26 protein-coding genes and 1 pseudogene are annotated in these 25,791 nt (G+C 63.0%); 13 read left to right on the top strand and 14 right to left on the bottom strand.

All coding sequences use genetic code 11. The features are described 5' to 3' along the window. Positions 1-10 precede the first annotated feature (10 nt). Positions 11-1,255 carry a low temperature requirement protein A gene (locus AC5RU9_RS18010; protein WP_494017494.1) on the top strand — a complete coding sequence of 415 codons (1,245 nt, stop codon included), beginning with the start codon at positions 11-13 and terminating at the stop codon, positions 1,253-1,255. A gap of 75 nt (positions 1,256-1,330) precedes the next feature. Here AC5RU9_RS18010 and AC5RU9_RS18005 read toward each other — a convergent pair whose 3' ends face one another. Both AC5RU9_RS18005 and AC5RU9_RS18000 read right to left on the bottom strand, forming a co-directional pair. Further along, entirely contained in the window at positions 1,331-1,867 is a 537-nt protein-coding gene (locus AC5RU9_RS18005) for a phosphohydrolase (protein WP_211710680.1), read from the bottom strand. A gap of 85 nt (positions 1,868-1,952) precedes the next feature. Then, positions 1,953-2,735 carry an SDR family NAD(P)-dependent oxidoreductase gene (locus AC5RU9_RS18000; protein WP_494017548.1) on the bottom strand — a complete coding sequence of 261 codons (783 nt, stop codon included), beginning with the start codon at positions 2,733-2,735 and terminating at the stop codon, positions 1,953-1,955. A gap of 108 nt (positions 2,736-2,843) precedes the next feature. Here AC5RU9_RS18000 and AC5RU9_RS17995 point away from each other — a divergent pair, with 108 nt between their 5' ends. Further along, positions 2,844-3,458, top strand: a complete 615-nt coding sequence (locus AC5RU9_RS17995) for a TetR/AcrR family transcriptional regulator (RefSeq protein WP_494017493.1) — start codon at positions 2,844-2,846, stop codon at positions 3,456-3,458. 5 nt (positions 3,459-3,463) lie between these two features. Here the strand turns inward: AC5RU9_RS17995 and AC5RU9_RS17990 are convergent, their stop codons facing one another. Together AC5RU9_RS17990 and gluQRS are read right to left on the bottom strand one after the other, a co-directional pair. Next, positions 3,464-4,609, bottom strand: a complete 1,146-nt coding sequence (locus AC5RU9_RS17990) for a serine hydrolase domain-containing protein (protein WP_494017492.1) — start codon at positions 4,607-4,609, stop codon at positions 3,464-3,466. Between the two features lie 25 nt (positions 4,610-4,634). Beyond that, positions 4,635-5,522, bottom strand: coding sequence for a tRNA glutamyl-Q(34) synthetase GluQRS (gene gluQRS, locus AC5RU9_RS17985; protein ID WP_494017491.1), 888 nt, complete (start codon positions 5,520-5,522; stop codon positions 4,635-4,637). Between the two features lie 350 nt (positions 5,523-5,872). Between gluQRS and AC5RU9_RS17980 the strand changes: the two genes are divergently transcribed. Next, positions 5,873-6,331 (top strand): Lrp/AsnC family transcriptional regulator, encoded by a 459-nt coding sequence (locus tag AC5RU9_RS17980; protein WP_494017547.1) that lies wholly within the window; start codon positions 5,873-5,875, stop codon positions 6,329-6,331. 3 nt (positions 6,332-6,334) lie between these two features. Here the strand turns inward: AC5RU9_RS17980 and AC5RU9_RS17975 are convergent, their stop codons facing one another. Next, entirely contained in the window at positions 6,335-6,790 is a 456-nt protein-coding gene (locus tag AC5RU9_RS17975) for an Lrp/AsnC family transcriptional regulator (RefSeq protein WP_211710684.1), read from the bottom strand. Positions 6,791-6,894: 104 nt separating this feature from the next. On the opposite strand from AC5RU9_RS17975, the gene AC5RU9_RS17970 reads away from it, so the two are divergent. Beyond that, positions 6,895-7,551, top strand: a complete 657-nt coding sequence (locus AC5RU9_RS17970; RefSeq protein ID WP_494017490.1) for a LysE family translocator — start codon at positions 6,895-6,897, stop codon at positions 7,549-7,551. Here AC5RU9_RS17970 and AC5RU9_RS17965 read toward each other — a convergent pair. From AC5RU9_RS17965 to AC5RU9_RS17955, 3 genes are all read right to left on the bottom strand, one after another. Beyond that, positions 7,548-7,760 (bottom strand): SRPBCC domain-containing protein, encoded by a 213-nt coding sequence (locus tag AC5RU9_RS17965; RefSeq protein WP_494017489.1) that lies wholly within the window; start codon positions 7,758-7,760, stop codon positions 7,548-7,550. The two genes, AC5RU9_RS17970 and AC5RU9_RS17965, sit on opposite strands and share 4 nt — an antisense overlap. Positions 7,761-7,775: 15 nt before the next feature. Continuing rightward, the gene (locus AC5RU9_RS17960) at positions 7,776-8,132 is read right to left on the bottom strand and encodes an ArsR/SmtB family transcription factor (protein WP_494017488.1); all 357 of its coding nucleotides are present in this window, start codon (positions 8,130-8,132) and stop codon (positions 7,776-7,778) included. Positions 8,133-8,223: 91 nt separating this feature from the next. Next, the gene (locus AC5RU9_RS17955) at positions 8,224-9,195 is read right to left on the bottom strand and encodes a hypothetical protein (RefSeq protein WP_494017487.1); all 972 of its coding nucleotides are present in this window, start codon (positions 9,193-9,195) and stop codon (positions 8,224-8,226) included. Positions 9,196-9,350: 155 nt separating this feature from the next. Here AC5RU9_RS17955 and AC5RU9_RS17950 point away from each other — a divergent pair, with 155 nt between their 5' ends. Further along, positions 9,351-9,830 carry a DUF4383 domain-containing protein gene (locus tag AC5RU9_RS17950; protein ID WP_211710689.1) on the top strand — a complete coding sequence of 160 codons (480 nt, stop codon included), beginning with the start codon at positions 9,351-9,353 and terminating at the stop codon, positions 9,828-9,830. A gap of 71 nt (positions 9,831-9,901) precedes the next feature. Here the strand turns inward: AC5RU9_RS17950 and AC5RU9_RS17945 are convergent, their stop codons facing one another. From AC5RU9_RS17945 to AC5RU9_RS17925, 5 genes and pseudogenes are all read right to left on the bottom strand, one after another. Beyond that, entirely contained in the window at positions 9,902-10,582 is a 681-nt protein-coding gene (locus AC5RU9_RS17945) for a response regulator (RefSeq protein ID WP_494017486.1), read from the bottom strand. Then, a complete protein-coding gene (locus tag AC5RU9_RS17940) occupies positions 10,575-11,900 on the bottom strand; it encodes a sensor histidine kinase (RefSeq protein WP_494017485.1) in 1,326 nt (441 codons plus the stop codon). Before AC5RU9_RS17940 ends, AC5RU9_RS17945 begins: the two co-directional genes overlap by 8 nt. 136 nt (positions 11,901-12,036) lie before the next feature. Then, complete coding sequence (locus AC5RU9_RS17935) at positions 12,037-12,852, bottom strand: IclR family transcriptional regulator (protein WP_494017484.1); 816 nt, start codon at positions 12,850-12,852, stop codon at positions 12,037-12,039. A 74-nt stretch (positions 12,853-12,926) separates the two neighbouring features. Continuing rightward, positions 12,927-14,183, bottom strand: a complete 1,257-nt coding sequence (locus AC5RU9_RS17930; RefSeq protein WP_494017483.1) for an aminopeptidase P family protein — start codon at positions 14,181-14,183, stop codon at positions 12,927-12,929. Between the two features lie 28 nt (positions 14,184-14,211). Continuing rightward, positions 14,212-15,561, bottom strand: a pseudogene (locus AC5RU9_RS17925) (MFS transporter). Between AC5RU9_RS17925 and AC5RU9_RS17920 the strand changes: the two are divergent. After that, complete coding sequence (locus AC5RU9_RS17920; protein ID WP_494017482.1) at positions 15,562-15,714, top strand: hypothetical protein; 153 nt, start codon at positions 15,562-15,564, stop codon at positions 15,712-15,714. 337 nt (positions 15,715-16,051) lie between these two features. On the opposite strand, the gene AC5RU9_RS17915 is transcribed toward AC5RU9_RS17920, so the two are convergent. Next, positions 16,052-16,723: a GntR family transcriptional regulator gene (locus AC5RU9_RS17915; protein WP_211710693.1), complete on the bottom strand. Its 672-nt coding sequence runs from the start codon at positions 16,721-16,723 to the stop codon at positions 16,052-16,054. A 150-nt stretch (positions 16,724-16,873) separates the two neighbouring features. On the opposite strand from AC5RU9_RS17915, the gene glyA reads away from it, so the two are divergent. The 7 genes from glyA to purU are packed head-to-tail and all read left to right on the top strand — an operon-like array spanning position 16,874 to position 25,711. Then, positions 16,874-18,247 carry a serine hydroxymethyltransferase gene (gene glyA, locus AC5RU9_RS17910; RefSeq protein ID WP_494017481.1) on the top strand — a complete coding sequence of 458 codons (1,374 nt, stop codon included), beginning with the start codon at positions 16,874-16,876 and terminating at the stop codon, positions 18,245-18,247. Beyond that, positions 18,244-19,464 carry a sarcosine oxidase subunit beta family protein gene (locus AC5RU9_RS17905; protein ID WP_211710695.1) on the top strand — a complete coding sequence of 407 codons (1,221 nt, stop codon included), beginning with the start codon at positions 18,244-18,246 and terminating at the stop codon, positions 19,462-19,464. Before glyA ends, AC5RU9_RS17905 begins: the two co-directional genes overlap by 4 nt. A 21-nt stretch (positions 19,465-19,485) precedes the next feature. Beyond that, on the top strand, positions 19,486-19,827 hold the full coding sequence (locus AC5RU9_RS17900) for a sarcosine oxidase subunit delta (protein WP_494017480.1): 342 nt from the start codon (positions 19,486-19,488) through the stop codon (positions 19,825-19,827). Between the two features lie 2 nt (positions 19,828-19,829). Then, complete coding sequence (locus tag AC5RU9_RS17895) at positions 19,830-22,775, top strand: sarcosine oxidase subunit alpha family protein (protein ID WP_494017479.1); 2,946 nt, start codon at positions 19,830-19,832, stop codon at positions 22,773-22,775. Then, positions 22,768-23,406, top strand: coding sequence for a sarcosine oxidase subunit gamma (locus AC5RU9_RS17890; protein WP_494017478.1), 639 nt, complete (start codon positions 22,768-22,770; stop codon positions 23,404-23,406). The genes AC5RU9_RS17895 and AC5RU9_RS17890 overlap by 8 nt, the downstream gene beginning before the upstream one ends. Continuing rightward, complete coding sequence (locus AC5RU9_RS17885) at positions 23,406-24,809, top strand: L-serine ammonia-lyase (protein WP_494017477.1); 1,404 nt, start codon at positions 23,406-23,408, stop codon at positions 24,807-24,809. Before AC5RU9_RS17890 ends, AC5RU9_RS17885 begins: the two co-directional genes overlap by 1 nt. Before the next feature lie 2 nt (positions 24,810-24,811). Then, positions 24,812-25,711, top strand: coding sequence for a formyltetrahydrofolate deformylase (gene purU / locus AC5RU9_RS17880; protein ID WP_494017476.1), 900 nt, complete (start codon positions 24,812-24,814; stop codon positions 25,709-25,711). Positions 25,712-25,791: the final 80 nt, after the last annotated feature.

The raw sequence follows: 25,791 nt of genomic DNA, 5'->3' as shown, positions 1-25,791 counted from the left end.
TCTTTGAGCCATGTCCACAAATCCACTTCGCCATGCCCTGTCCAAAATGGGCGGCCGCGATCCTCACGAAAAGCACCGCACAGCCACACCCCTGGAGCTGTTTTTCGACCTGACCTTTGTTATCGCTTTCGGTGTTGCCGGCAACCAGTTCGCGCATGCCGTCGCCGAGGCGCATTTCGGCGCGGGCCTGCTGGGTTTCGGCTTTGCGATGTTCGCGGTGATTTGGGCCTGGATCAACTTCACGTGGTTCGCCAGCGCCTACGACACGGATGACTGGGTTTTCCGGGTGGTCACCATGGTCCAGATGGTGGGTGTCCTCATTCTCGCCATGGGCATCGAGCCGATGTTCCACTCCATCGTGGAGGGCGAGCACGTGAACAACGTCGCCATCCTCATCGGCTACATCATCATGCGCGTCGCCTTGATCTTCCAGTGGTTGCGCGCCGCACGACAGGACCCGGAACGACGGGAAACATGCTTGCGCTACGCCAAGTACCTTGCGGTTGTGCAGATCGGCTGGGTCCTTGCCCTGGTGATCGAAACGGATGTCCTCACCACGTTCCTGATGGCAGCTCCCCTCTTCGTGCTGGAGATGGCAACCCCGTACTTTGCCGAACGCAAGATCCGGACGCCGTGGCATGCCCACCACATCGCCGAAAGGTACGGGCTGTTGGCAATCATTGCCCTGGGGGAGTGCCTGATCGGTGCTATTGAAACGCTGCGGGCCATCGTCGCAACCCACGGATGGTCAGTGGATGCTGCCCTGGTGGGGTTCAGCGGTACGGGGTTGGCGTTCGCCATGTGGTGGATCTACTTCATCCTGCCCGCAGGCCCTGCCCTCCATTTCCAGCGGCACCGCTCCTGGGTCTTCGGCTACGGGCACATCTTCATCTTCGCAGCCATCGCAGCCACTGGCGCAGGACTCCATATTGCTGCCTACTTCATCGACCACGAAGCCCACGTCCCGGCCGCGGGTGCCGTGGCCTCGATCGCCATCCCGATCATCCTCTTCAAGGTTTCACTCACCACGCTGTACAGCATCATGCTCGGCCGTGACCGTGACCTGCTTGTGAGCACAGCCGTAGTGGTCCTCGCCTTGGCGGGAAGCATCGCAATGGCTGCGGCCGGCGCCTCTGTCCCTCTATGCATGCTGGAAATGATGGCGGTCCTGGGCCTGTCCATCGCGTTCGACGAACGACGCGGGCACAAGGGTCGGGCCGCTGCGCTTCGGCGGCTGGAGAACGCGGCCGGCTGATGCGTTGCGGGGCCTGCTCTGCAGCCAAAATCGCCTTCATGGCGTGCAGAGCGGGCCCCGCAACGGCAAGGAAACCTATTCGGGAACGATCTCGTCCAGTTCCTGGAGCAGGTGCGGGTTGATCCGCTGCAGGATCAGCTCCACTTCCTCCCGGGGAACGGCCGTGTACAGGACGGGACGGGCGTCGGCGTACCGCGTTGTGGGCGGCTTGTCGGGCCACTTTTCCGCCAGCGCCCTGACCCTTTCCGGCAGCGAGTTGTGTGCGTTGTCGGCGATTTTCACCAACGTGGCGTCGTGGTCCTCGGCTACGAAGCGTATGCCGGCGTCGTAATCGTCCGGATCGTCGTGGAAGCGGCGGGTGACCCGTTCGATAATGTCTACGGCACGTTCGGAAACCCCCATGTCCAGCAGGGCTTGCCTGGTGATGGGCGTGTCCTCGGCGATGTCGTGAAGGTAGCCGGCGATCTGGATGTCCTCGTCAAAGTCCGCGAGCGCGTCGCCGACGGCCAGGACATGCTCGCGATAAGGGCGCTTGAGCTTGTCCTTCTGCCGGTTATGGGCCACCTCTGCCAGGACTTGGGCGGTCTCTACGGTGAAGCGTGGTTCGGTCATGTTGGCCTTCGGATGGGTGCGGCGCCGATGATGCTCGGCCCTGTCTTCAGGCTATCTGCTTCCCCGCAGGGACAACACCGGCGGGTCAGTCCTGGACAGCCCGCGCCGCGATGGCAACAGTGACAGCCCTGGGCAGGCGCTGCGCGAAACCGGCCGCGATGCGGTTGGCCCAGCCGGACACCACGCTGCCGGGTGTGCCCTTGCGGTCGAGCGCCTTGAGCGCGGTTCCAACAACCTGCCCGGAGGACTGCATGCGGCCGGCAGCTGCGGACTGGCTTCCCACGACGTCGAAGAATTCCGTGCGCGTTGCACCGGGGCATAGGGCCAGGACGTTGAGCCCGGAATCCTTGGTCTCGTGGGCAACGGCTTCCGTGAAACTGAGCACGAATGCCTTGGTGGCTCCGTACACTGCCATGCCGGGGATGGGCTGGAACGCGGCAGTGCTGGCCACGTTGACCAGGGCTCCGGTTCCGGAGGTGAGCATACCGGGAAGGAAGGACCGGGTGATCCCGACCAAAGCGGCCACGTTGAGGGATATTTCGGAGGCAATGACATCCGGCACTTCCTCGACGAACGGCGAGTGGGTTCCGAAGCCGGCGTTATTGATCAGAGTGTCCACGGTGATTCCACGGCGGCTGACTTCCTCGAAGAGTTCCTGGCCCACACCTGGGCGACCCAGGTCCATGGGAAGCACCGTGACCGTGACGCCGTGCTTGGAGCGGAGTTCCTTTGCGAGCTCTTCCATGCGGTCCGCACGCCGGGCGACCAGGACGAGGTTCGCACCCCGGGCAGCGAATTGCTGGGCGAACTCGGCGCCGAGTCCTGAGCTGGCGCCTGTGATGAGCGCGGTGGTGCCTGAGTAGGTCATAGTCACGGTGGGTCCAATCGGTTGGAGGAGAAAGTGAAGTAGTCGCTGTCTACATGGTAGGCAGCGCCTACTTTGTTGTCAATGACTACTTTCCTTTAGACTGGACTCATGACCCAGCAGCCCTACCATCATGGAAAGCTCCGCGAGGCCCTGCTGGAGCGCGCCATGGAATCCATCGAGGAAGTCGGTGTGGATGGCTTGTCCCTGCGACAGTTGGCGCGGGACGTGAACGTCAGCCACGGCGCGCCGGCCAAGCATTTCCGCGACAAACAGGCCCTGATCGACGCCCTGGCCCTGGCCGGCTTTGAGTTGATGAACAGCCTCATTCGCAACGCTTCCCAATCCGGCCTGGAGCTGCGGAACCGCTTCATCGGCGTCGGGAAAGCGTACGTGGAGTTCGCCGTAGCCCATCCGGCCCTCCTGACCGTGATGTACTCCAGCAAGCACCATCCGGATTCCAGCGCTGAACTGCGAAGCACGGGCGAACAAGGAATCCATGTGGCCCAGGCCATGATCGTCGAAGGTCAGAAGGCCGGAGAGCTGGCCGAAGGCGACCCCGGGACCTTGGCCACAGTGTGCTTCGTCAGCCTGCACGGAGCTGCCGTCCTTGCCGCCGGGAAACACTTGGACGGCACAACCGTGGACGACATCGTGAACGCCACCACGGACACACTGTGGGCCGGGATGGCAGCCGGCGTTCGCGCAGCGCAGTTCACGCCGTAGCTTTCCTAGGCGGGGCGACCCTCGATCGCCTGGCGCATGGCTGAACTCAGCAGGAAGTTGCGGCAGCCCACTCCCCCAGGCTCGGCTTGCTGCGGCACGTATCCAAAGCCGAGTTCATACACAGGGTCCGCGAACCCCAGAGATGCGCTGGCGCCGTCGTGCCCGAAAGCGCGGTAACTGCCGAACGGCATCCGGCTATGCGACTTCATGAAAACAGTGGCAAAGCAACCCGTCTCCCCAAACACGCGGTCAACGCCGAACACCTGCTCAGCTGTCACCGTACGGATGGTTTCTTCCGTCAGGAAGGGTCCGACGGCGGGCTGGCCGCCACCCGCTGCAGCGTCACCGTCGCCAGCCAAACCAGTCAGCGCGGCAGCATAAATTCTGGCCATGCCATCGGCGCTCGCGACTCCCGCCGCGGAGCTCAGCCCCGCGGCCCGCACTTCCGGGATGTTCGGCAGGTCCAGAATGTCGCCCACTGCAGAATTCGCCGCCAGGCCGAAGTGGCTGGCAGGATCCACCCACGGCCATGACGGATCCGCGGCCCATCGGAAACGCGCAAACTTGGCGTCGTCGGCTCCCGGCAGACCCAAGTAGAAGTCCGCACCCACAAGAGACCGGATTCGCTGCTCGAAGATCTGCTGCAGCGTGGAACCAGTAATGCGACGGCACAGCTCTTCCATGAAGATCCCGATGGTGAGCGCGTGGTAGCCGAAGGCCGCCCCGGGCTTCCATAGCGGAACAAGCGCTGCCAGCTTGGCCGCGGCGAGTTCAGAGTTGTTGACCTCCGCCAGAGTCAGTCCGCCTTCCACCCCCAGGAGCCCGGCCTGGTGGGACAGCAGTTGCGCGACGGTGACGGACTCCTTGCCTTGCGCACCGAACTCGGGCCAGTACTTGACCACCTCTGCGTCGAGATCAAGCACGCCATCCTGCACCAGCAACGCGATCACCAACCCAGCCATGCCTTTTGAACAGGAGAAGACTCCAGTGACCGAATCAGGACGGATGTGCGGACCGCCGCTGAGGTCCAGCACCTTAACGCCCCGATGGTAGGCCGCCACCTGCGCGGAATACTCGGGATCCTGGTCGAGGAAACGACCGAAGAGCTCGGCAACTGGTTCGAAACCGGGGGCGATCACTTGTGAGTGCATCCAGACAGCCTACTGGGACACCGTTTCAGGCTGCGGGAGTTTTCCACACCCACGGCTCCCGGGGCAGTCGCGCGGGGTCGAAAAACGGGAGCGCACCCTGCAATGGACCTGCTGGCAGCCCGAGTGATTCGAGTATCAGGTCGCGGACACGGTTGGCAGGGATTCCGACGGCGGCGAGGTCGCCCAGCGTCACTGCGCCGTCGCGCTTGGCCAGCCTCACGCCGTCGTGGTTCACCACCAACGGAACGTGGGCATATTCAGGCACCTGCACGCCAAGCAGCGTGGCCAGGTACGCCTGCCGGGGGGTGGAGGGGAGCAGGTCGTCTCCACGCACCACCTGGTCGATTCCCTGATGGGCGTCGTCCACAACCACGGCCAGGTTGTAGGCCGTGACTCCATCGTTCCGGCGGAGCACGAAGTCGTCCACCATGCCCACGAAGTTCCCGTTCAACTGGTCCTCAACAGCCCACTCCGCAACGTCCGAACGCAGGCGTATGGACGCCGGACGCGACGCCCTGCGGATCTCCCGTTCAGCGTGCGACAGCCGTCGGCACGTCCCCGGATACGCTCCCTGCGGAGCATGCGGGGCCGAGGGAGCTTCCTGGATTTCCCGGCGCGTGCAGAAGCACTCGTAAGTACGTCCTTCGGCCGTCAAGCGGGCGATCGCGTCATCGTAGAGAGTGGTGCGCTCGGTCTGACGCACGACGGCGGCGTCCCACCCCACACCGATAGCCTGCAGATCGCGGAGCTGCTCAGCCTCCGCGCCAGACCGCGCACGGTCAAGGTCCTCGACGCGCAGCAGGAACGTCCGGGCAGTGGATTTCGCGAAAAGCCAGGCGAGGACCGCCGTACGAAGGTTGCCGACATGCAGTTCGCCCGAGGGGCTCGGGGCGAAGCGTCCAGCGGAAGTCATGGTCCAAGCCTATGCGGCTGAACACGCGGGCCAGGCAACGCAAGAGCCCCTCAGCTACCGCAACGATCCGGTAGCTCAGGGGCTCTTACTTGCTGCCCGCACGAACGGGCGAGTGCAGAATGACAATGCTGTGAACAAGAGTCAATCAGCGGCTGCTTCCTTGCGGGAAACCTGTACAGGGCTCCGGGTGGTGTTCCGGGTGCCTTGGCGCCGGGCCGGGATCAGCGGTAGCCTCTCCCTGCTTCGTTGCCACCATTTCAGCAGAAGGCATACAGTTGGAGCAACGGACAGTGACTTGATTGGTCGATTTGACCAGTCGAGCTAGGAGAAGACGGCAGGAAGTGGTCACTTTGCAGGAACTGGACGCGACAGACCGTCGAATCCTCGCCGCGCTGGACGAAGACCCCCGGGTCCCCATCATGGTGCTTGCCCAAAAATTGCACCTTGCGCGCGGGACCGTTCAGTCCCGGCTGGAACGCATGACCGCATCCGGAGCCCTGCGCGCCAACAGCAGCCGTGTCCTGCCATCGGCCCTTGGCCGCGGGGTGGCGGCAGCGGTCAGTGCCGAACTCGACCAAAGCCACCTGAACGAAGCGATTGCCGCCCTGCGGAAGATCCCCGAAGTCCTGGAATGCCACGCGCCGGCAGGCGACACCGACCTCATCATCAGGGTTGTCGCCAAAAGCCCTGACGATCTCTACCGCGTTTCCGAGGAAATCCGGCTCTGTCCGGGGATCGTGCGCACATCCACCAGCATGTTCCTCAGGGAAGTGATTCCGTACAGGACCACTGGCCTGTTGTCGGAGTAGTCACTAAACAGGAGGACCGATGTTGGTCTTCAGGTTCTTCATGACCAGCGTTGACGTCAGCCGCTCCACCGCTGGCAGCGCTGCGAGTTCATCGTCGTAAAAGCGCTGGTAGGCAGGCAAGTCCGCTGCGATGACCTTCAACAGGTAGTCCGGCGAGCCGAAAAGCCGCTGCGCCTCCACAATGTTGGGGCTGGCAGTCACCCGGGCCTCGAAGGCGGCCATGGTCCCGCGGTCCACCTGGCGCAGCGTCACGAAAACAATCGCCTCAAAGCCGAGCCCCACGGCGGACGGATCGATATCAGCCCGGTAGCCGCGGATCACTCCGGTGGACTCCAGATCCCGGAGTCGTCGGTGGCACGGGGCCACCGTCAAGCCCACCTTCGAGGCGAGGGCCGTGGCAGTCATTCTTCCGTCTTCGCGAAGGTGCCGCAAAATACTTCTGTCTATTCCATCGATCACGCAATTATCTTACTCAGGTACGCGGATTCTGCGCGAAATAGGGGAACACTTATGGCCCTATTTTGCCTAGAGTTTTCCTAGCTCAACAATCTTTGGAGAACCCCGTGAATCCGCAGCTCTTCCTCGCCTTTATCCTCGTGGCGGCCACCCTGGCCTGCACCCCAGGCGTCGACTGGGCGTACTCCATTTCCGCAGGGCTACGCCAGCGCAGCTTTGTCCCGGCAGTCGCCGGATTGTGCAGCGGCTACGTCATCCACACCCTGCTGATGGCGGCAGGTTTGGCAGCACTCCTGGCGGGTGTCCCCGGACTTCTGGGCTGGCTCACCGTCGCGGGGGCCGGTTACCTGTTGTGGCTCGGCGTCTCAACCATCCGCTCATGGCGAGGCGCCAGCTTCAGTGCGGAAGACGGCGTCGTGCAGTCCGCCAACCAGCTCCGGACGTTCCTGCAGGGGATGGGCACCAGCGGCATCAACCCCAAGGGCTTGCTGTTCTTCGTGGCGCTCGTGCCGCAGTTCGTGAGCCCCGAAGCAGCGCTTCCCATCCCCGTGCAGTCCGGCTTGCTGGGCCTGACATTCGTGCTCCTTGCGGCAATGGTCTACACCGCTGTGGCTTTGACCTCGCGGAAGCTGCTGGCGTCACGGCCCGGCGCGGCCAGGGTGGTCACCCTGGTCAGCGGGATCATCATGATCGGGCTGGGGGCAGTGCTGTTGTCCGAACAACTGCTTCCGTTGGCCCAGGCTTGGGCAAACGCTCCAGCCTAGACGTCGCCGTTTTCGTAGCGCCAGCTGCCACCGGTCACCGCGTTGTACTCGGTGACGTTCATGGACGTGCTGCGGGGACCCAGCCATTTGGCCAGGAGATCCGGATCCACATGGGCCTTGAAGACCGCACTGATCGGCGCATCGAAGTCACGGACCGTGTCGACGAACGGAACGCCGTCGCTAGCGGTGATGGTGGTTGGATTGCTCATTTCAGTTCCTCTTCCCTATTTCTCCGCGGCCCCCGTGGGACCGTTGTCGGCCAGGAGTTCGTCGAGTAGCCGGAAGCGACGCTCGGCGATCAACCGGTACTGGTCCAGCCAGGCCGTCAACCGCTCAAGGGCAGCGGAATCGAGGTGCACGGGGCGGCGCTGCGCGTCGCGTGAACGCGTCACCAATCCCGCATGCTCGAGGACCTCGATGTGCTTGGAAACCGCTTGTTTAGTAATGGTGAAAGGTTCTGCGAGTTCATTGACTGTGGCGTCACTCCGGGAAAGACGGGCCACGATCGCCCGCCGCACGGGATCGGCCAAGGCCATGAAGGCCCTGTCCAACGCTTCAGGGCCCAGTTCTGCCGGGTCCATACCCACTCAACCTTTCGTAATCAACCTTTGGCTTTATCAACCTCTAGCTTGACTACAACGATATGCCGGGACACAACCGGGCACAAGGGATTTATTCGCCGCCGAGCTGCCTGAAATCGTTCTCCCACAAGCGACGCATCTCCGCGTCCTTGCGGATGACTTCCAGCGTCTCCAGTTCCTCAGGAGGGGCAGGCCGCTTGGACCACGGCGTCAAGGTTCGACGCCCCTGGTCCAGCGCCAACAAAGCCCGGTCAGTCAGGGCGTCATTCCGCAGCACCAGGCTGGTCTTACGGCGGCGGAGGACTTCCTTCAGGGCAGCCTGCGCGGAGTCAATATCACCCCGCGCCCGCTGCGACCGCGCCCGGATCAGGAGCAACGCTGCCGAGAGGTCGTCCGTATTCAACAAACCCTCGGTCCACAACACCACGTCACGGTGGCGGCCCAGCGAATAGGCCGCCGTGCAGCGCGCCAACGCAGAAGGCAACGACGGCGGCAAACCCACCACCGCTTCCAAGGCTGACTCCGTCATCCCCATCTCCCTGAGGCAATGGGACAACGCCAGGAACACTGACTCTTCGCTGAACAAAACCGGCACCTCAATGCGTTCGGCAACCTCCACCCGGGTGACCACCTGCCCAAGGTAGATGGATGAGAACTGGCTCGCGTCGTCGTCGATCCTTGTTGTTAAGCCGCGCTGCAACAGCTCCGACGCGCGCAGGTAGCCGCCATGCTTGTAGGTCAGCAGCCCAGCCACCACAAGGCACAACCCCGCCCACCCCGGATACGTCCGGCCAAGTGCCAGGAGCCGCTCGGGCTCGGTGGACGTGAAAACGGCGTCATGCATGGCCTTGGCCGGCCTGGACGACAACACCCTCAGCCGGGGGACGTTTCCGACCACGGAAATCCTCGCCTGGTCCCTGCCACTCAGCACCCCGGACAGCACCCCGCCCACGCCATCCGCGAGGCCCCGGACAGGGGTGCGGACATGGCCGTCGCGGAAAGGCGTGAAATCACGGGTGTCGTGGAAGATCGTGTGCACGCGTCCGTGGGGAGCTTGGCTCATAAAACCATGCTAACCGTCGCTGAACTGGGCACATCCCCTGCTATCGGAGGCATTTCAGGAGTATTATGGCGGCGTCGGCAAGGTTTTGCCACACCCCTTGCCGCAGGTCGGCTCTCCATGAGAAGAGCCGGATAACCGCGTGAAAGGGAGGACTGATGACCACCGCTTCGCACCCCGCCGAACACCACCACATGATGGGGTTGACACTTCGCAACACCGCCATGGGCGTTGGCGTTGTATTTCTGCTGGTTGGTGTCCTGGGCTTCATCCCGGGAATCACCACCAATTACGGCGCCATGACCTTTGCGGGACATGATTCCGGCGCCATGCTGCTTGGAGTCTTCCAAGTGTCCATACTCCACAACATCGTCCATCTGCTGTTTGGCGCGGCCGGCTTGGCCATGGCAAGGAACGCACGCATGGCCCGTCTGTTCCTCCTCGGCGGCGGCGCCGTTTACATCGTTCTTTGGATCTACGGCCTGGTCATCAACCAGGAAACAGGCGCCAACTTCGTCCCGTTCAACACTGCTGACAACTGGCTGCACCTGATCCTTGGCGTTGCCATGATCGGTTTGGGCGTTTGGCTCGGCCGGGATGCCATGGACGAGGCACCCTCTGCGCGAAGGAACATGTAAGTCTTCCGCGCCCCATATTAAACAACGACGGCGGCTGCTCCCCTTAGGGGGACGGCCGCCGCACCGTTGTGCTAGCCGAGAAGCCGGTGCTCATAGGCAAACGACACCAACTGAAGACGCGTTCCGACATCCAGTTTCGTCAGGACACTGCGCAGGTGCGTTTTCACGGTAGCTTCGGACACGAACAGGCTTTCCGCCATGGCACCGTTGCTCAACCCTTTCGCAGCAAGCAGGAAAACGTCCCGCTCCCGTGCAGACAATGGCTCCAGAACCGAAAGGTCCGGGCCGGCGGACGGGATCGTCCGCGCCGCGTGCTGAAAGAGATCATGTACCGATCCAGGCGCGATCACCGAATAGCCGGAGTGAACAGTCCTGATGGCCGCCAACAGGAATTCGGGCTCCGCACTTTTGAGCAGGTACCCGCTTGCACCTGCCTGTACTGCCTCCACCACAGCTTGGTCGCGGTTGAACGTGGTCAAGGCAATGATTTTCGGCTTCTCCAGCCCCTCCCGCGCAGCGGCATCCCGGATGCGGCGGGTGGCAGTCACACCATCCATGACAGGCATACGAAGGTCCATCAGCAGGACCTCCGGGGGCTGCTCTGCCGCCAGGGCAATCGCCTGGCTGCCGTCTTCAGCCTCCCACGCCAACAGCATGTCCGGCTGACTTTCAACGAGCATTCGGATGCCAGCACGGAACAGGGGCTGGTCGTCTACCAATGCGACGGAAAGCGGCGCCGAAGCCTCAGGCATGATCGACGACTTCCGAGGTCCGTTCTCCCAGATCCGTCAGCCCACTGGAAGGTTTGGCAGGAACCTGCAGGGACCCTGTGGATGTCCCATAAGGAAGAAATGCAGTCACCCGAAACTGTTGGCCGTCAGGTCCCGCCGTCAGCCAACCCCCGGCAAGGTGGGCGCGCTCGCGCATTCCAGGGATGCCACGTCCGGCCCGACTGGTGGCATGCCCGGCGTCCGTTTCCCCCAACGGCACGGACGCCGGCAGCCCGGAGGAAGAATGAAGTGTCAAACCCGGGCCGCTCCAATCGAAATGCACCCGCACGTCGGTCCCACGGCCCCCGTGCTTCAGTGCGTTGGTGAGGCATTCCTGGATGATCCTGAAAACTGCAAGCTGCTGACCAGCCCCTAATTCGACGGGTACGCCGCTTTCGCTCTGCTCAATCGTGAGGTTGCCGCGACGCATCCGTTCTACCAGGGGTCCGATGTCGCTGATCCGGGGTTGCGGCGTCACCATGCCGTCCTCCCGGACACCTTCGATGACTCGTTGCGCTTCAACCAACGCGTGCCTGGCAGATACAGCGATGTTTTCCAAGGCATCAAGGACAGGCTTCGGCTGACCACCGCTCAGATACCTCGTGCCGTCGGCTTGAGCCGCAATGACGGCCAGTGAGTGAGCCAGCACGTCATGCAGGTCGCGGGCAATCCGGGTTCGTTCTTGCTCCACGATGAGCTCAACTTCTGTCTCTTTCAGGCTCGCCTGGGCTACGGCACGGGCATTGGATAGCAACTTCCGGTCCTCGTAGAGAGCCGCCAGAATTCCCAATGTCCCGAAAGCCGCCGCTGCGAGCATTAAGGTGCTCAGCAATTGCCAACCGTAATTCCGCAACGCGAATGCGTCTCCGTAATAGAGCGGCATGAACCAACCAACTCCGTCGCCGTAGCGCCAAGAGATCATCATGAACGTCATCACCATCGCAAAGACCACGTTGGAGGCGGCCGCCCAAATCCTTTGCTTCTTATTGCCCGTCCACATGATGAATCCCAGGGCAATGAAAGACCCCAGGTAAATGGCCCAGTGGTTTGCCAACATGGCGGGGATGATGTGCAAAAGTTGCCCCAGCAGCAGAGCGCCCGTTAGGCCCAAGGAGACGTATGGCTTCCACGTAGCGAGTCCCAGCACTGCAGTCATCACCAGAAGTGGGACGGCGCCTGGCCAGTAGAGCCCAGGCCACGGCCCCATCCGGCCAGCTTCCCCCACGCACCACAACACGAAGAAGATCGCGGCCACCCCAGGGGCACCCCAACGCCGGACAACTCTCAGTGTTCGTTCCATGCCAGCCAGACTATCCGCGGCTCACACCGGAATCGGGCGAAAACCCCATGCCGTGCGCGATCTCCACCTCGAAGCCAACACATTCATCCTTCAGGAGGCAACGCTGATACTGATACGTCGAAGACGGCCTTGTCGCTCAGCCCGGGCCGCGCCCTCCCAGGCGGGTGGTGACCTTGGCCGCCGCCTCGGCGCACGCCTCCCCCAAGCTGGTCAGGACGTCTTGCGAGACCCGGAACTTTGGCGCAGGGATCAGCACAGAGGCCACAATGTCGCCGCGGTGATCGTAGACCGGGGAAGCCACGCCTACTTCCTCAATGGATGTCTCCCCAAAATTCACTGACCACCCACGCTGCGCCGACTCATCCAACCGGCCAAGGTAGGCCTCCATCGAGGCATCATCCAATCCAGGGAGCGTAATTGACCCGCTCTTCAACAGGTGACGTACCCTGTCCTTATTCTCCGCCGCCAGGAACACCTGGACGGACGAGCTCAGCGCCTCGCTATAGCGCGCTCCCAGCGGGGCGAGGTGCTTGACCTGGTGCCGGCTGGGGATCTGCTCCACGCACATGGACTCGACGCCGTTCCACACCATAAGCGCACTGGTCTCACCTGTGCGTTCCGTGAGTTCGCGCAGTACGGGGTAGGCGACGCGGCGCTCTTCGAGTTCCGCCAGGAGCGGGCCCGCCATCGCGATCATCCCCAGCCCCAAGCGGAACCTGCGCGAATCGACGTCGCGCTCTACCAGGTTCTCCTGTTCCAGCGTCGCAAGGATGCGGGAGACGGTGCTCTTGTGCAGGCCCACGCGGCCCGCGATTTCGGTGACACCCAGGAGCGGTTCGTCGGCGGTAAAGCTCCGCAGCACGGCGATGGCGTTGACAATGACCGAGGTGCTTTTACTGTCACCATTGCTGTTGCTGTTTTCAGGAGCGTCGTTGGATTCCGTGGGAGTCATGGGTTCACTATATTTCGCTGGAGAAGGGGCGAATGGCCGGTGGACACCACGCTGTGTCCACCGGCCACATCAAGCTAGGCTCCGATGATGTTGTGTTCGGGGCCGAACGGGAACTTGGTGATGTTCTCCGCGCCGCCCTCACCCACCACCAGGATGTCGTGCTCGCGGTAGCCACCCGCGCCCGGCTGTCCGTCCAGCACCGTGATCATCGGCTCCATGGAAACCACCATGCCCGGTTCCAGCACAGTGTCGATGTCCTCGCGGAGTTCAAGACCGGCTTCCCGTCCGTAGTAGTGGCTGAGCACACCGAACGAGTGGCCGTAGCCAAACGTCCGGTTGGCCAGGAGTCCATGGCTGATGTAGATCTCGTTAAGCTCGGCGGCAATGTCCTTGCACACTGCGCCCGGCTTGATGAGTTCCAAACCACGCTTGTGGACCTCTACGTTGATGTTCCACAGCTCCAGTGAGCGGGCATCCGGTTCGCCGTAGAACAGGGTACGTTCCAGTGCGGTGTAGTAGCCGCTGGTCATGGGGAAGCAGTTCAAGGACAGGATGTCGTGTTCCTGGAGCTTGCGGGTCGTTGCCCAGTTGTGGGCGCCGTCGGTGTTGATGCCTGACTGGAACCATACCCACGTATCCCGGATTTCGGAGTCCGGGAAGGTGCGGGCGATCTCGTGGACCATGGCTTCGGTGCCGATCAGGGCAACCTCGTACTCGGTGATGCCGGCGGTGATGGCGTTGCGGATGGCTTCGCCACCGAGATCGCCGATCCGGGCTCCGTGCTTGATGACCGCAATTTCTTCGGCGGACTTGATCATGCGCTGACGCATGGCCGCCTGGGCGATGTCCACCAGCGTTGCGCCCGAGAAAGCCGCTTGGATTTTGTTGCGGTTGTCCAGCGGCAACGAGTCATCTTCGACGCCGATGCGGCGCGGGTTGATGCCGCGGGTCCGCAGGACCTCGTGGATGGCGTGGATGTAGTTGTCACGGCGCCAGTCCGTGTACACGAGGTTGTCGCCGTAGCTGCGGCGCCATGGCATACCGGCGTCGATGTTTGCCGTGATGGTGACGGTGTCATCCTTGGTGACCACCATGCCGTATGAACGCCCGAAGTAGGTGAAGAGGAAATCGGAGTAGTACTTGATGGAGTGGTAGCTGGTGAGGATGACGGCGTCGAGGTCCTTCTCGGCCATGATTCCCCGGAGGCCGGCGAGGCGACGTTCGAACTCGGCGTCGGAGAAGGTCAGCGAAACTTTTTCGCCGTTGTTCAGGACCTTGGTGCGCTCGAGCTTGGCGACATCGTTGACGGACTCGTTCTGGGTGAGGGTCATGGTGGTTCCTTTCAATGGGTGGGTTGTTCTAGTCCTGCTGCAGAGGCTTCTTGGAAGTCTCGGCTGCGAACAGGACTGCGATGAGGGAAACAATGGAGGCGGCCACGAGGTACCAGCCGGGGGCCAGCTTGCTGTGGGTGGCGCCGATCAGGAGGGTAGCCATGAAGGGAGCAGTTCCCCCGAACAGGGCGTTGGAGAGGTTGAAGCTGACCGCAAAGCCCGTGTAGCGGACTTTGGTGGGGAAAAGTTCGGCGAGGAAGCTCGGGAGCGTGCCGTCATTGAGCGTGAGCATTCCACCCAACAGGATCTGAACCAACACGATCACCAGGAAGTTGCGGGTGTCCAGGAGCATGAACGCGGGAACTGTCAGAAGAATGAACAGCACCGACGCCGTGAGGAGCATCCGCTTCCTGCCGAACTTGTCCGACGCAATCCCAGTCAGGAAGATGAAGCCGATGTAGCTGGCCAGGGCAATGGTGGTGGCCAGGAACGATTCCGTGGCGCCAAAGCCCAATTCTTCCGAAAGGTACGTGGGCATGTAGCTGAGGATCACGTAGAACCCGACGGCGTTCAGCAACACTGCGCCTGTGGCGATGACGAGCTGCTTCCTATACGTCTTGAACATGGCCAGCGCCGGTGCTTTGACGCCGTCGTCCTTCTCGGCCAGCTCCCGGAAGGCCGGAGTGTCCTCCAGCTTGGTCCGGATGTAACGGCCGATCAGGCCCATGGGCGCAGCCAAAAGGAAGGGCAACCGCCAGCCCCACTCGCCCAGTTGCTCCGCGCTGAGCAAAGAGCTGAGGATCGCGGCCAGCAGGGACCCCAGCAGCAGTCCCGCTGCGGTACTTGCAGGCACGACGGCGGCATACAGTCCGCGGCGATTGGCCGGTGCGTACTCCACCAGGAAGGCGGAAGCGCCGGCATATTCACCGGCGGCGGAGAACCCTTGGACCACCCGGACGAGGAGGAGCAGGATCGGCGCCATCACACCGATGGTGGCGTACCCGGGAATCAGTGCGATGCAGAAAGTAGCAACTGACATCAGCACGATCGAAAGGCTCAGAGCCTGCTTGCGGCCCAGCTTGTCTCCGATGTGGCCCCAGATGAAACCGCCCAGGGGCCGAACGAAGAAACTGATGGCAAAGACGCCGAAGGTCGCGAGCAGCGCTGTCTGACGATCCGATTCCGGAAAGAAGACCGTCGAGATGACGCCGGCCAAGTAGCCGTAGACGGCGTAATCGAACCACTCGACGAAGTTGCCGATGAAGCTGGCAGTGACCACTCGGCGTCAAGTGTCCTTGCTAACTGAATGGTTTGCTGTGGGGCTGGAACCGGAGGCTTGAGTTTCCTGCTCGGCTGCCAATGAGGATTCATTGCTCATGTGTCCACCAAAATCATTGGGGTTGCATTGAACGCAACGCTGTTGCACCAGATTATGTGTGTGGTCGATCACGGTCAAGAAGGTAAAGCAGCTCATTTTGTGAATAGAGCCAGTTTTGAAGAGCTACTGGGATTGTTGCAAGAGTTGCACTGATCGGTTTTAGGTTGCGCTAATCGCTCGATCCCACTCCAAGCCCCACCGCATGACAACGTCTGCGGCAGCCCGCGTGGACGCGCGGGATATGAGAGAGCGATCGGCTCAAACAGGCGGGATGTGAGAGAGCGATCGACTCAAACAGGCGGGATGTGAGAGAGCGTCAGGAGGGGCGGGGGTATCCGGCAGCGCGCGTCTAAGGGAGGAACGACCGAGCGCGCAGAGGATAGCCCCGCCCCCTCGGCCCCCGCCGACACTTGACCTGAGAGAGCGATCGGCTCAAACAGGCGGGAGGTGAGAGAGCGATCGGCTCAAGCCGGCGGGACGTGAGGGAGGGTCAGAGGACCTTGCGGATGGTCTCTTCGAAGCTGACTACGTGGTGCAGGGCGAGGTCGGCGGCGCGATCTTCGTCGCCGTCGGCAATGGCGGTGAGCAAGTCGGCATGCTCGGAGATGTGCCCTGAGACGGACGGCATTTTCTCGAGCATGTGGCACCAGATGCGGGTGGCGAGGTTGTCATAGCGAATGAGGACGTCCTCGAGGTGCGCGTTGGCTGAAGCCTTGTAAATGAGCCGGTGCACCTGGATGTCGTAGCGCATGAGTTCCTGCGAGGTGTTGTCTTGCCCTTCAAGCTCCCGGATAGCGGTGGCAACGGAGCGTAGTTCCATCCGCATCGCAGGGCTGGCCATGCGCGCGGCTTTCCGGGAGGCCAACGGCTCCAGCAGCTCACGGATTTCGGATACTTCAGCCAGCTGGGTGATGTCCACGCCGGTGGCGAACGTTCCGCGTCGGGGATAAGAAACCACCAGGTGATCGCTTTCGAGGCGCTTGATGGCTTCGCGCACGGGCGTGCGCCCGATGCCGAGTTCAGTGGCGATTTGTCCGTCGTTGATGGGATCGCCGGGCTTGATGTCGAGCATGATGAGCCTGTCGCGCAGCAGCAGGTAGGCGTTCTCGGCGAGGGACGTGCCCTGCGGAGCTGATTCCAGTGCTTCCAAAGCTGCGCTCATTGCTCTCTCCCGCTGTCGCAATCCTTGTCTGTTGGATGAGTTACCCAAGACCTGTTGACGACTATGTGATCTCCAACATACTATGGCAACAGTTCTAATATATCAGTTGCCGAACAGACGGCCACTAGACACTCGTCGAAGGAGAACACCATGGTTGAACCGCTGATCCGGCCGCTCGCACAAGCGGACCCGGAGGTCGATCAGGCGATCGCCCGCGAACTCATCCGCCAGCAGTCCACCCTGGAAATGATCGCCTCTGAAAACTTTGCCCCCACGGCCGTCATGGAAGCCCAAGGCTCGGTGCTGACCAACAAGTACGCCGAGGGCTACCCTGGCAAGCGCTACTATGGCGGCTGCGAACACGTCGACGTCATTGAACAACTGGCCATCGACCGCCTGAAGTCCTTGTTTGGCGCGGAATTCGCAAACGTCCAGCCGCACTCCGGCGCCCAGGCCAACGCCTCCGCCATGCACGCACTGATCAACGCGGGCGACACCATCATGGGCCTTAACCTTGCCCACGGCGGCCACCTTACCCACGGCATGCGGATCAACTTCTCCGGCAAGCTCTACAAGGTTGTTCCTTACGGCGTCCGCGAGGACACCCACACCGTAGACATGGCCGAGGTTGAAGCCCTTGCACAGGAGCACAAGCCGCAGCTGATCGTGGCTGGCTGGTCCGCGTACTCCCGCCACCTCGACTTCGCCGAGTTCCGCCGCATCGCCGACTCTGTAGGCGCCTACCTCATGGTGGATATGGCACACTTCGCCGGCCTGGTGGCAGCAGGGCTGCACCCCAGCCCAGTGCCGCACGCCCACATCGTCACGTCCACCACCCACAAGACCCTGGGCGGACCGCGCGGTGGCGTGATTCTGACCAACGACGCCGACATCGCCAAGAAGGTTAACTCGGCAGTTTTCCCCGGTCAGCAGGGCGGCCCGCTGGAGCACGTCATCGCCGCCAAGGCCGTCGCTTTCAAGATGGCCGCCGAGCCCGAGTTCCAGGAACGCCAGGTCCGCGTCCTTGAGGGCTCCAAGCTCTTGGCCCAGCGCCTCCTGCAGGACGACGTGGCCGCAGCCGGAATTTCCGTGGTCAGCGGCGGAACCGACGTCCACCTGGTGCTCGCTGACCTCCGTCATTCGGTGCTCAACGGCCAGCAGGCCGAGGACACCCTGCACCGCATCGGTATCACGGTCAACCGCAACGCCGTCCCGTTCGATCCCCGCCCGCCCATGGTCTCCTCCGGCCTTCGCATAGGCACTCCGGCACTCGCCGCCCGCGGCTTCGGCGCTGACGACTTCGCTGAGGTCGCGGACATCATTGCGACGGCGTTGATCGCCGCAGCAAACAGCAGCACCACAGCGGACGGTACACAAGAAGGCGACGTCACCCTGGACGATGCCACCGCCGTCGAACTCCGCAACCGCGTCACCGCCTTGGCGGACAAGTTCCCCCTCTACCCACACCTGAACAACGGCAATGGCGCCGAACGTGAAGCAGAACTGATTGGAGCAGCCAAGTGAGTGCAGACCACCTCCCCGAACACCCGGACTTCCTCTGGCGCAACCCGGACCCGAAGAAGTCGTACGACGCCGTGATTGTGGGCGGCGGCGGGCACGGCCTGGCCACCGCCTACTTCCTGGCGAAGAACCACGGGATGACGAACATCGCCATCCTGGAAAAGGGCTGGCTGGCCGGTGGAAACATGGCCCGCAACACCACCATCATCCGTTCCAACTACCTCTGGGACGAGAGCGCGGCCATCTACGAGCACGCCCTCAAGCTCTGGGAAATCCTGCCCGAAGAGCTCGAGTATGACTTCCTGTTCAGCCAGCGCGGCGTCATGAACCTCGCGCACACCCTGGGTGATGTCCGCGAAAGCGTTCGCCGCGTGGGTGCCAACCGGCTCAACGGCGTGGACGCAGAATGGCTGGATCCGCAGCAGGTCAAGGAACTCTGCCCCATCCTGAACATCAACGACAACATCCGCTACCCCGTCATGGGCGCCACCTACCAACCGCGTGCAGGCATCGCCAAGCACGACCACGTTGCTTGGGCCTTCGCCCGCAAATGTGACGAGCTGGGCGTGGACATCATCCAGAACTGTGAAGTCACCGGCTTCATCAAGGACGGCAACCGGGTCACCGGCGTCAAGACCACCCGCGGCGACATCAACACCGAAAAGGTGGGCCTGTGCGCCGCCGGCCACAGCTCGGTCCTGGCCGAGATGGCCGGCTTCCGCCTGCCGATCCAGTCGCACCCGCTCCAGGCGTTGGTTTCAGAACTCCACGAGCCGGTCCACCCCACGGTGGTCATGTCCAACCACGTCCACGTGTACGTCTCCCAGGCCCACAAGGGCGAACTGGTGATGGGCGCCGGCGTGGACTCCTACAACGGCTACGGCCAGCGCGGTTCATTCCATGTGATCGAGGAGCAGATGGCAGCAGCCGTGGAGCTCTTCCCGATCTTCGCCCGGGCCCACGTACTCCGGACCTGGGGCGGCATCGTGGACACCACTCTGGACGCTTCGCCGATCGTCGGGCTGAGCCCGGTTGAGAACATGTTCGTCAACTGTGGTTGGGGAACGGGCGGTTTCAAGGGCACCCCCGCGGCGGGCCTGACATTTGCGCACACCATCGCCACCGGCGCACCGCACAAGCTGAACAAGCCCTTCGCATTGGAACGCTTCGAGACCGGTGCCCTGATCGACGAACACGGCGCCGCAGCCGTAGCCCACTAGCCAGGACAGGACAGGAAAGACATGCTCCTCATTTCATGCCCCAACTGCGGGCCACGCGACGAAACCGAATTCCACTACGGCGGCCAAGCACACATTGCCTACCCGGAGAACCCGAACGACCTTAGCGACCGTGAATGGGCTGAATACCTTTTCTACCGCGAAAACACCAAGGGCACTTTCGCCGAGCGCTGGGTCCACAGCACCGGATGCCGGCAGTGGTTCAACATGTTGCGCGACACCGTGAGCTACGACATCCACTCGATCTACGCGATGGGTCAGCCCCGCCCGGATACGCAATCGGGCCTCGCACCCGGAGCCCCCACCGCCGGCTCCACAGCACCCACCTCCTCGGAAGGAGTCTAGAAGTGACCAGTAAGAACGCACGCCTCGCCACCGGCGGACGCATCGATCGCAGCATCTCCTGGCGCTTCACCGTGGACGGCCAGGAATTCACCGGCCACCCGGGTGACACCATTGCTTCGGCGCTGCTGGCCAACGGCCACATCAACGCCGGCAACTCCCTTTACGAGGACCGCCCACGCGGCATCATGGCCGCCGGCGTGGAAGAGTCCAACGCCTTGGTCAAGATCGCTCCCCGCTTCCGCGGACATGTTGCCGAGTCCATGCTTCCGGCCACCGCAGTTTCCCTGGTGGATGGCATGAACATCGAACTCCTCTCCGGCCTGGGCAAACTGGACCCGAACGAGGACAAGGCCGAGTACGACAAGAAGTACGTCCACACGGACGTCCTGGTTGTCGGTGGCGGCGTTGCCGGTTTGGCAGCAGCCCGCGAAGCCGTCCGCACCGGAGCTCGCGTCATCCTGATCGATGACCAGCCCGAACTCGGTGGTTCGCTGCTCTCCGGTTCCACCGCTGAGGGACTCGCCGAAACCATCGAGGGCCAGCCCGCCCTTGAGTGGGTCGCGGACGTAGAGGCGGAGCTGGTTTCTGCCGCTGAATGCACTGTGCTGAACCGCACCACGGCCTTCGGCTCCTACGACTCCAACTACTTCATCGCCGCCCAGAACCGCACGGACCACCTGAGCGTCCCGGCAGCATCGGGTGTCTCCCGCCAGCGTATTTGGCACATCCGTGCCAAGCAGGTTGTCCTGGCTCCCGGCGCCCATGAGCGTCCGCTGGTGTTCGAGAACAACGACCGCCCGGGGATCATGCTCGCTTCGGCCGCGCGGACGTACCTGAACCGTTACGCCGTCGCAACCGGTTCGCGGGTGGTCATCAGCACCACCAACGATTCCGCCTACGCACTTGCTGCGGACCTGAAGGCGGCAGGCGTGGCGGTTGCCGCCGTCGTCGATGCCCGTCCGCAGATCAGCGCGAAGGCTGCTGCCGCCGTCGAGTCCGGTATCCGGGTCCTGATCGGCAGCGCCGTGGCGGATACCTCCGCGGATGAGAACGGCCGCCTGAGCGGCGTCACCGTCCGCAGTATTAACGACGACGGCGAACTCACCTCGGGCGTCGAACAGCTGGCTGCCGATCTCCTCGCCGTTTCCGGTGGATGGAGCCCGGTGGTACACCTCCACAGCCAGCGCCAGGGCAAGCTGCGTTGGGATGACGGGCTCGCTGCGTTCATTCCCGCCAAGCCGGTCCGTGATCAGCAGGTTGTGGGCGCAGGCCGAGGCAGCTACGAACTCCAGGACTGCCTCGCAGAAGGTATTTCCGCAGGCGCTGCCGCCTCCATCGCGGCTGGTTTCGAGTCCGCAACCAAGCCCGTCGAACTGCAGCCGCCCGTCCCTTCAGCTCCGAGCCGCCAGCTCTGGCTGGTTCCCGGCCAGACCGGTGAACCGGGCGAATGGCACCACCACTTCGTGGACTTCCAGCGCGACCAGTCCGTGGCCGACGTCCTTCGTTCCACCGGTGCCGGCATGCGGTCCGTGGAACACGTCAAGCGGTACACCTCCATCAGCACCGCCAACGACCAGGGCAAGACCTCCGGCGTCAACGCAATCGGCGTTATCGCCGCAGCGCTGAAGTACGGCGGAGCCGAGAGCATCCCCGGTGTCGGCGAAATCGGAACCACGGCCTACCGGGCACCGTTCACCCCCGTGGCCTTCGCAGCGTTGGCCGGCCGCCAGCGCGGCGAGTTGTTCGACCCCGCCCGCGTAACGTCCATCCACCCGTGGCACGTTGCCCAGGGTGCACTGTTCGAAGATGTTGGACAGTGGAAGCGCCCTTGGTACTACCCGCAGGCCGGCGAAGACATGGACACGGCCGTCCTGCGTGAATGCGCAGCCGTCCGCGATTCGGTGGGCTTCATGGACGCCACCACGCTTGGCAAGATCGAAATCCGTGGCAAAGACGCAGGCGAATTCCTGAACCGCGTTTACACCAACGCGTTCAAGAAGCTCGCCCCTGGATCCGCCCGCTACGGCGTCATGTGCACCCTGGATGGCATGATCTTCGACGACGGCGTGACGCTTCGCCTGGACGAGGACCGCTACTTCATGACCACCACCACCGGTGGCGCTGCCAAGGTGCTGGACTGGCTCGAAGAGTGGCACCAGACAGAGTGGCCGGAACTCGATGTGGTGTGCACATCGGTGACGGAGCAGTGGACCACGATCGCGGTCGTGGGTCCCAAGTCCCGCGCAGTGATCGCCAAGGTCGCTCCCCAGCTGGCCGAAAACGGCGGGTTGGATGCTGAAGCCTTCCCGTTCATGACCTTCCGCGAGACCACGTTGGCTTCCGGAGTGCAGGCCCGCGTCTGCCGCATCTCCTTCTCCGGCGAACTCGCATACGAAATCAACGTGCCGGCCTGGTACGGACTCAACACTTGGGAAGCCGTTGCTGCCGCAGGTGCCGAGTTCAACATCACCCCGTACGGCACCGAAACCATGCACGTCCTTCGCGCCGAGAAGGGTTACCCGATCGTCGGTCAGGACACCGACGGCACGGTCACCCCGCAGGACGCCGGGATGGACTGGATCGTTTCCAAGGCCAAGGACTTCATCGGTAAGCGCTCCTACCTCCGGCAGGATGCAAGCCGTGAGGACCGGAAGCACCTGGTGAGCGTCCTTCCTGTGGACCACTCGCTGAGGTTGCCGGAAGGCACGCAGCTGGTGGAGAAGGGCATCCCGGTCAACCCTGCCAACGGCCCCGTCCCCATGGAAGGCTTCGTAACTTCCAGTTACCACAGCGCCGCACTGGGCCGTTCCTTCGGCTTGGCACTGATCCAAAACGGCCGCAACCGCATCGGCGAAACCCTGGTGGCTTCGCTGGGAGACCAATTGGTGGACGTGGTTGTTGGCGAAACCGTACTTTTCGATGCTGAAGGGACCCGCAAAGATGGCTGAAACAGCAACACCAGCAGAAACCGTGAACAGCGTCCGGGGCGCCCGCCGCAGCCCGGCCGAGCACCTGGCCGAGGCTTTCGTCTCCGGCTCGGTACCGGGAACGGTGACTCTCACCGAAATTCCGTACCAGGCCATGGTGGGGATCCGGGTTGACCGAACGTCCGACGCCGGTGCACGCGTTGCTTCCGTCATCGGCAGCTTGCCTGCCGCTTGCGGTGAGGTAACGGGCAAGGATTCCGTGAACACCCTGTGGCTCGGCCCCACCGAGTTCCTGGTGGTCGCACCGGAGGAGGCCCACGACTCCCTGGGCGGATCGCTGGTCAAGGACCTGACCGCCGCATTGGGCTCTGACGCAGGCCAGGTGGTGGATTTGTCCGCCAACCGCACCACGTTCGAGCTCACTGGCAGCCACGCCCGCGCAGTGCTGGAAAAGACCTGTTCACTGGACCTTCACCCCCGTGTCTTCAAGCCCGGCACCGCGGTCTCCACGGAACTTGCGCACATCCCCGTGATGCTGTGGAAGACCTCGGACGAGTCCTACCGGATCTTTCCCCGGGCCTCGTTTGCCGACTTCCTGGGACGCTGGCTCCTGGACGCGATGCGGGAGTACGCCTCCCCTGAGGTCCCCTAATGGCACTGAGTGCGCTTGATCTGTTTTCTGTTGGCATCGGGCCGTCGTCTTCACACACGGTAGGCCCCATGCGCGCGGCAAAGCAGTTCACGGACGGTCTCGAATCGTCCGGCCAGCTTCCGGCCACGGTGCGCGTCCAGGCTGAGCTTTTCGGCTCACTGGGCGCCACCGGCCGGGGCCACGGCTCCGACAAGGCCGTGGTGCTGGGGCTGCAAGGCCACTCCCCCGAAACCGTGGACACCACAACGGCTGACGACCAGGTGGCCGCGGCCGCACTCGATGCCGAACTGCGATTGGGCGGCAACCATCGGGTGGACTTCAACTGGGACGAGGACGTGGTCCTGCACCGCCGTAAGTCCCTGCCGGCCCATCCGAACGGCATGACCTTCCGCGCGCTGGACCACACCGGAACAGTCCTGAGGGAGCGCAGCTACTACTCCATTGGCGGCGGCTTCGTGGTGGACGGGGATGCCTCGGGTACCGACAAAGTAGTAGCCGACGACACCGTCCTCCCCTACCCCTTCAGCACCGCCGATGAACTCCTGGCCATCTGTGTCCGCGAAAACAAGTCCATCTCGGACATCATGCTGGCCAACGAACTCGTGTGGCGCTCCGAGGAAGAGCTGCGTGAACGGCTCCTCGGTATCTGGGCCGTCATGCAGGAATGCGTGGACAACGGCTGCTCTGCCGAGGGAATCCTGCCGGGAGGTTTGAAGGTGAGGCGACGGGCGCCGTCGTTGTTCAAGACACTGGCCGCCACGGACGCCGCAAACAAGGCCGCAGGAGCTGCATCCAATCCTCAAGACCCTCTCCTGGCCATGGAATGGGTCAACTTGTTCGCGCTGGCCGTGAACGAGGAGAACGCTGCGGGCGGCAGGATCGTCACCGCGCCCACCAATGGTGCCGCCGGAATCGTCCCGGCCGTGCTGCACTATTACACCAAGTTTGTTCCCGGAGCCAACGACGACGGCGTCGTGCGCTTCCTGCTCGCAGCAGCCGCCGTCGGAATCCTGTTCAAAATCAACGCCTCCATCTCCGGGGCCGAAGTGGGCTGCCAGGGCGAGGTGGGTTCCGCCTGCTCCATGGCTGCTGCCGGTCTCTGCGAAGTCCTCGGCGGGACGCCCGAGCAAGTGGAAAATGCCGCCGAAGTGGGCATCGAACACAACCTGGGCCTCACCTGCGACCCTGTGGGCGGCCTGGTGCAGATTCCGTGCATCGAACGCAATGCCATCGCCAGCGTCAAGGCGATCAACGCCGCCCGTCTGGCCCTGCACGGCGACGGCAGCCACAAAGTGTCCCTCGACAAAGCCATCAAAACCATGCGCGAGACAGGCGCAGACATGAAATCCAAGTACAAGGAGACCTCCCGTGGGGGCCTCGCCGTCAACGTAGTGGAGTGCTAGCCATGACTGCCATCCAAACTGAAACTGCCACTGAGTCCTCTGCCGGGACAACCGTGGAGCACGTACTCACCCTCGACTGCCCCGAAGGTCCCGGAATCGTGCACGCGGTGTCCGGCTTCCTGCTGGACCACGGTTGCGACATCATCGACAACAAGCAGTTCGGTGACCGCGCAGAGGGCCACTTCTTCATGCGGGTGCATTTCGCGTCCGACGGCGACGAGTCCACGCTGGAGACCCTGCGTTCATCTTTCTGCCCCGTCGGCGAGAAGTACGGCATGAACTGGCAGCTGGAACGCCAGGGATACAAGCGCCGGGTGCTGATCATGGTCTCGAAGTTCGGGCACTGCCTGAACGACCTGCTGTTCCGTGCCCGGATTGGGGAGCTGCCGATCGACGTCGTGGGCGTCGTGTCCAACCACACCGACCATCAGGGACTTGCTGAATGGCACGGAATTCCGTTCTTCCACGTCCCTGTCACGGCTGCCACCAAGCCAGCGGCCGAGGGGCGCCTCCTGGAGATCATCGACGAGTTGGACGTGGAACTCATTGTCCTGGCCCGCTACATGCAGGTTCTCAGCGACGATCTGGCCCGGAAGCTCGACGGCCGGGCCATCAACATCCACCACTCCTTCCTGCCGAGCTTCAAGGGCGCCAAGCCCTACCACCAGGCCTATGCACGTGGCGTGAAAACTGTGGGGGCCACCGCACACTACGTCAACGGCGAACTGGATGAAGGACCCATCATCGCGCAGCAGGTAGTGGAGGTGGACCACACGTTCGGGCCGGACGATCTTGTAGCCGCAGGCCGGGACACCGAATGCAAGGCACTCAGCAACGCCGTTCGCTGGCACTGCGAGGGGCGGATCATCCTGAATGGGAACCGGACGATCGTGTTGAAGTAGGGCTTTGCACCGCCGAGATGGCAAAAGATGACACTCCCGAGCCTTGGGATTGTCATCTTCTGCCGTCTCGGCGCGGTGTT

It is taken from the genome of Arthrobacter sp. B0316-5-4 (assembly GCF_059090325.1).
The sequence above is the reverse complement of the archived record's forward strand: the minus strand, read 5'-3'. Positions and strand labels throughout refer to the sequence as shown.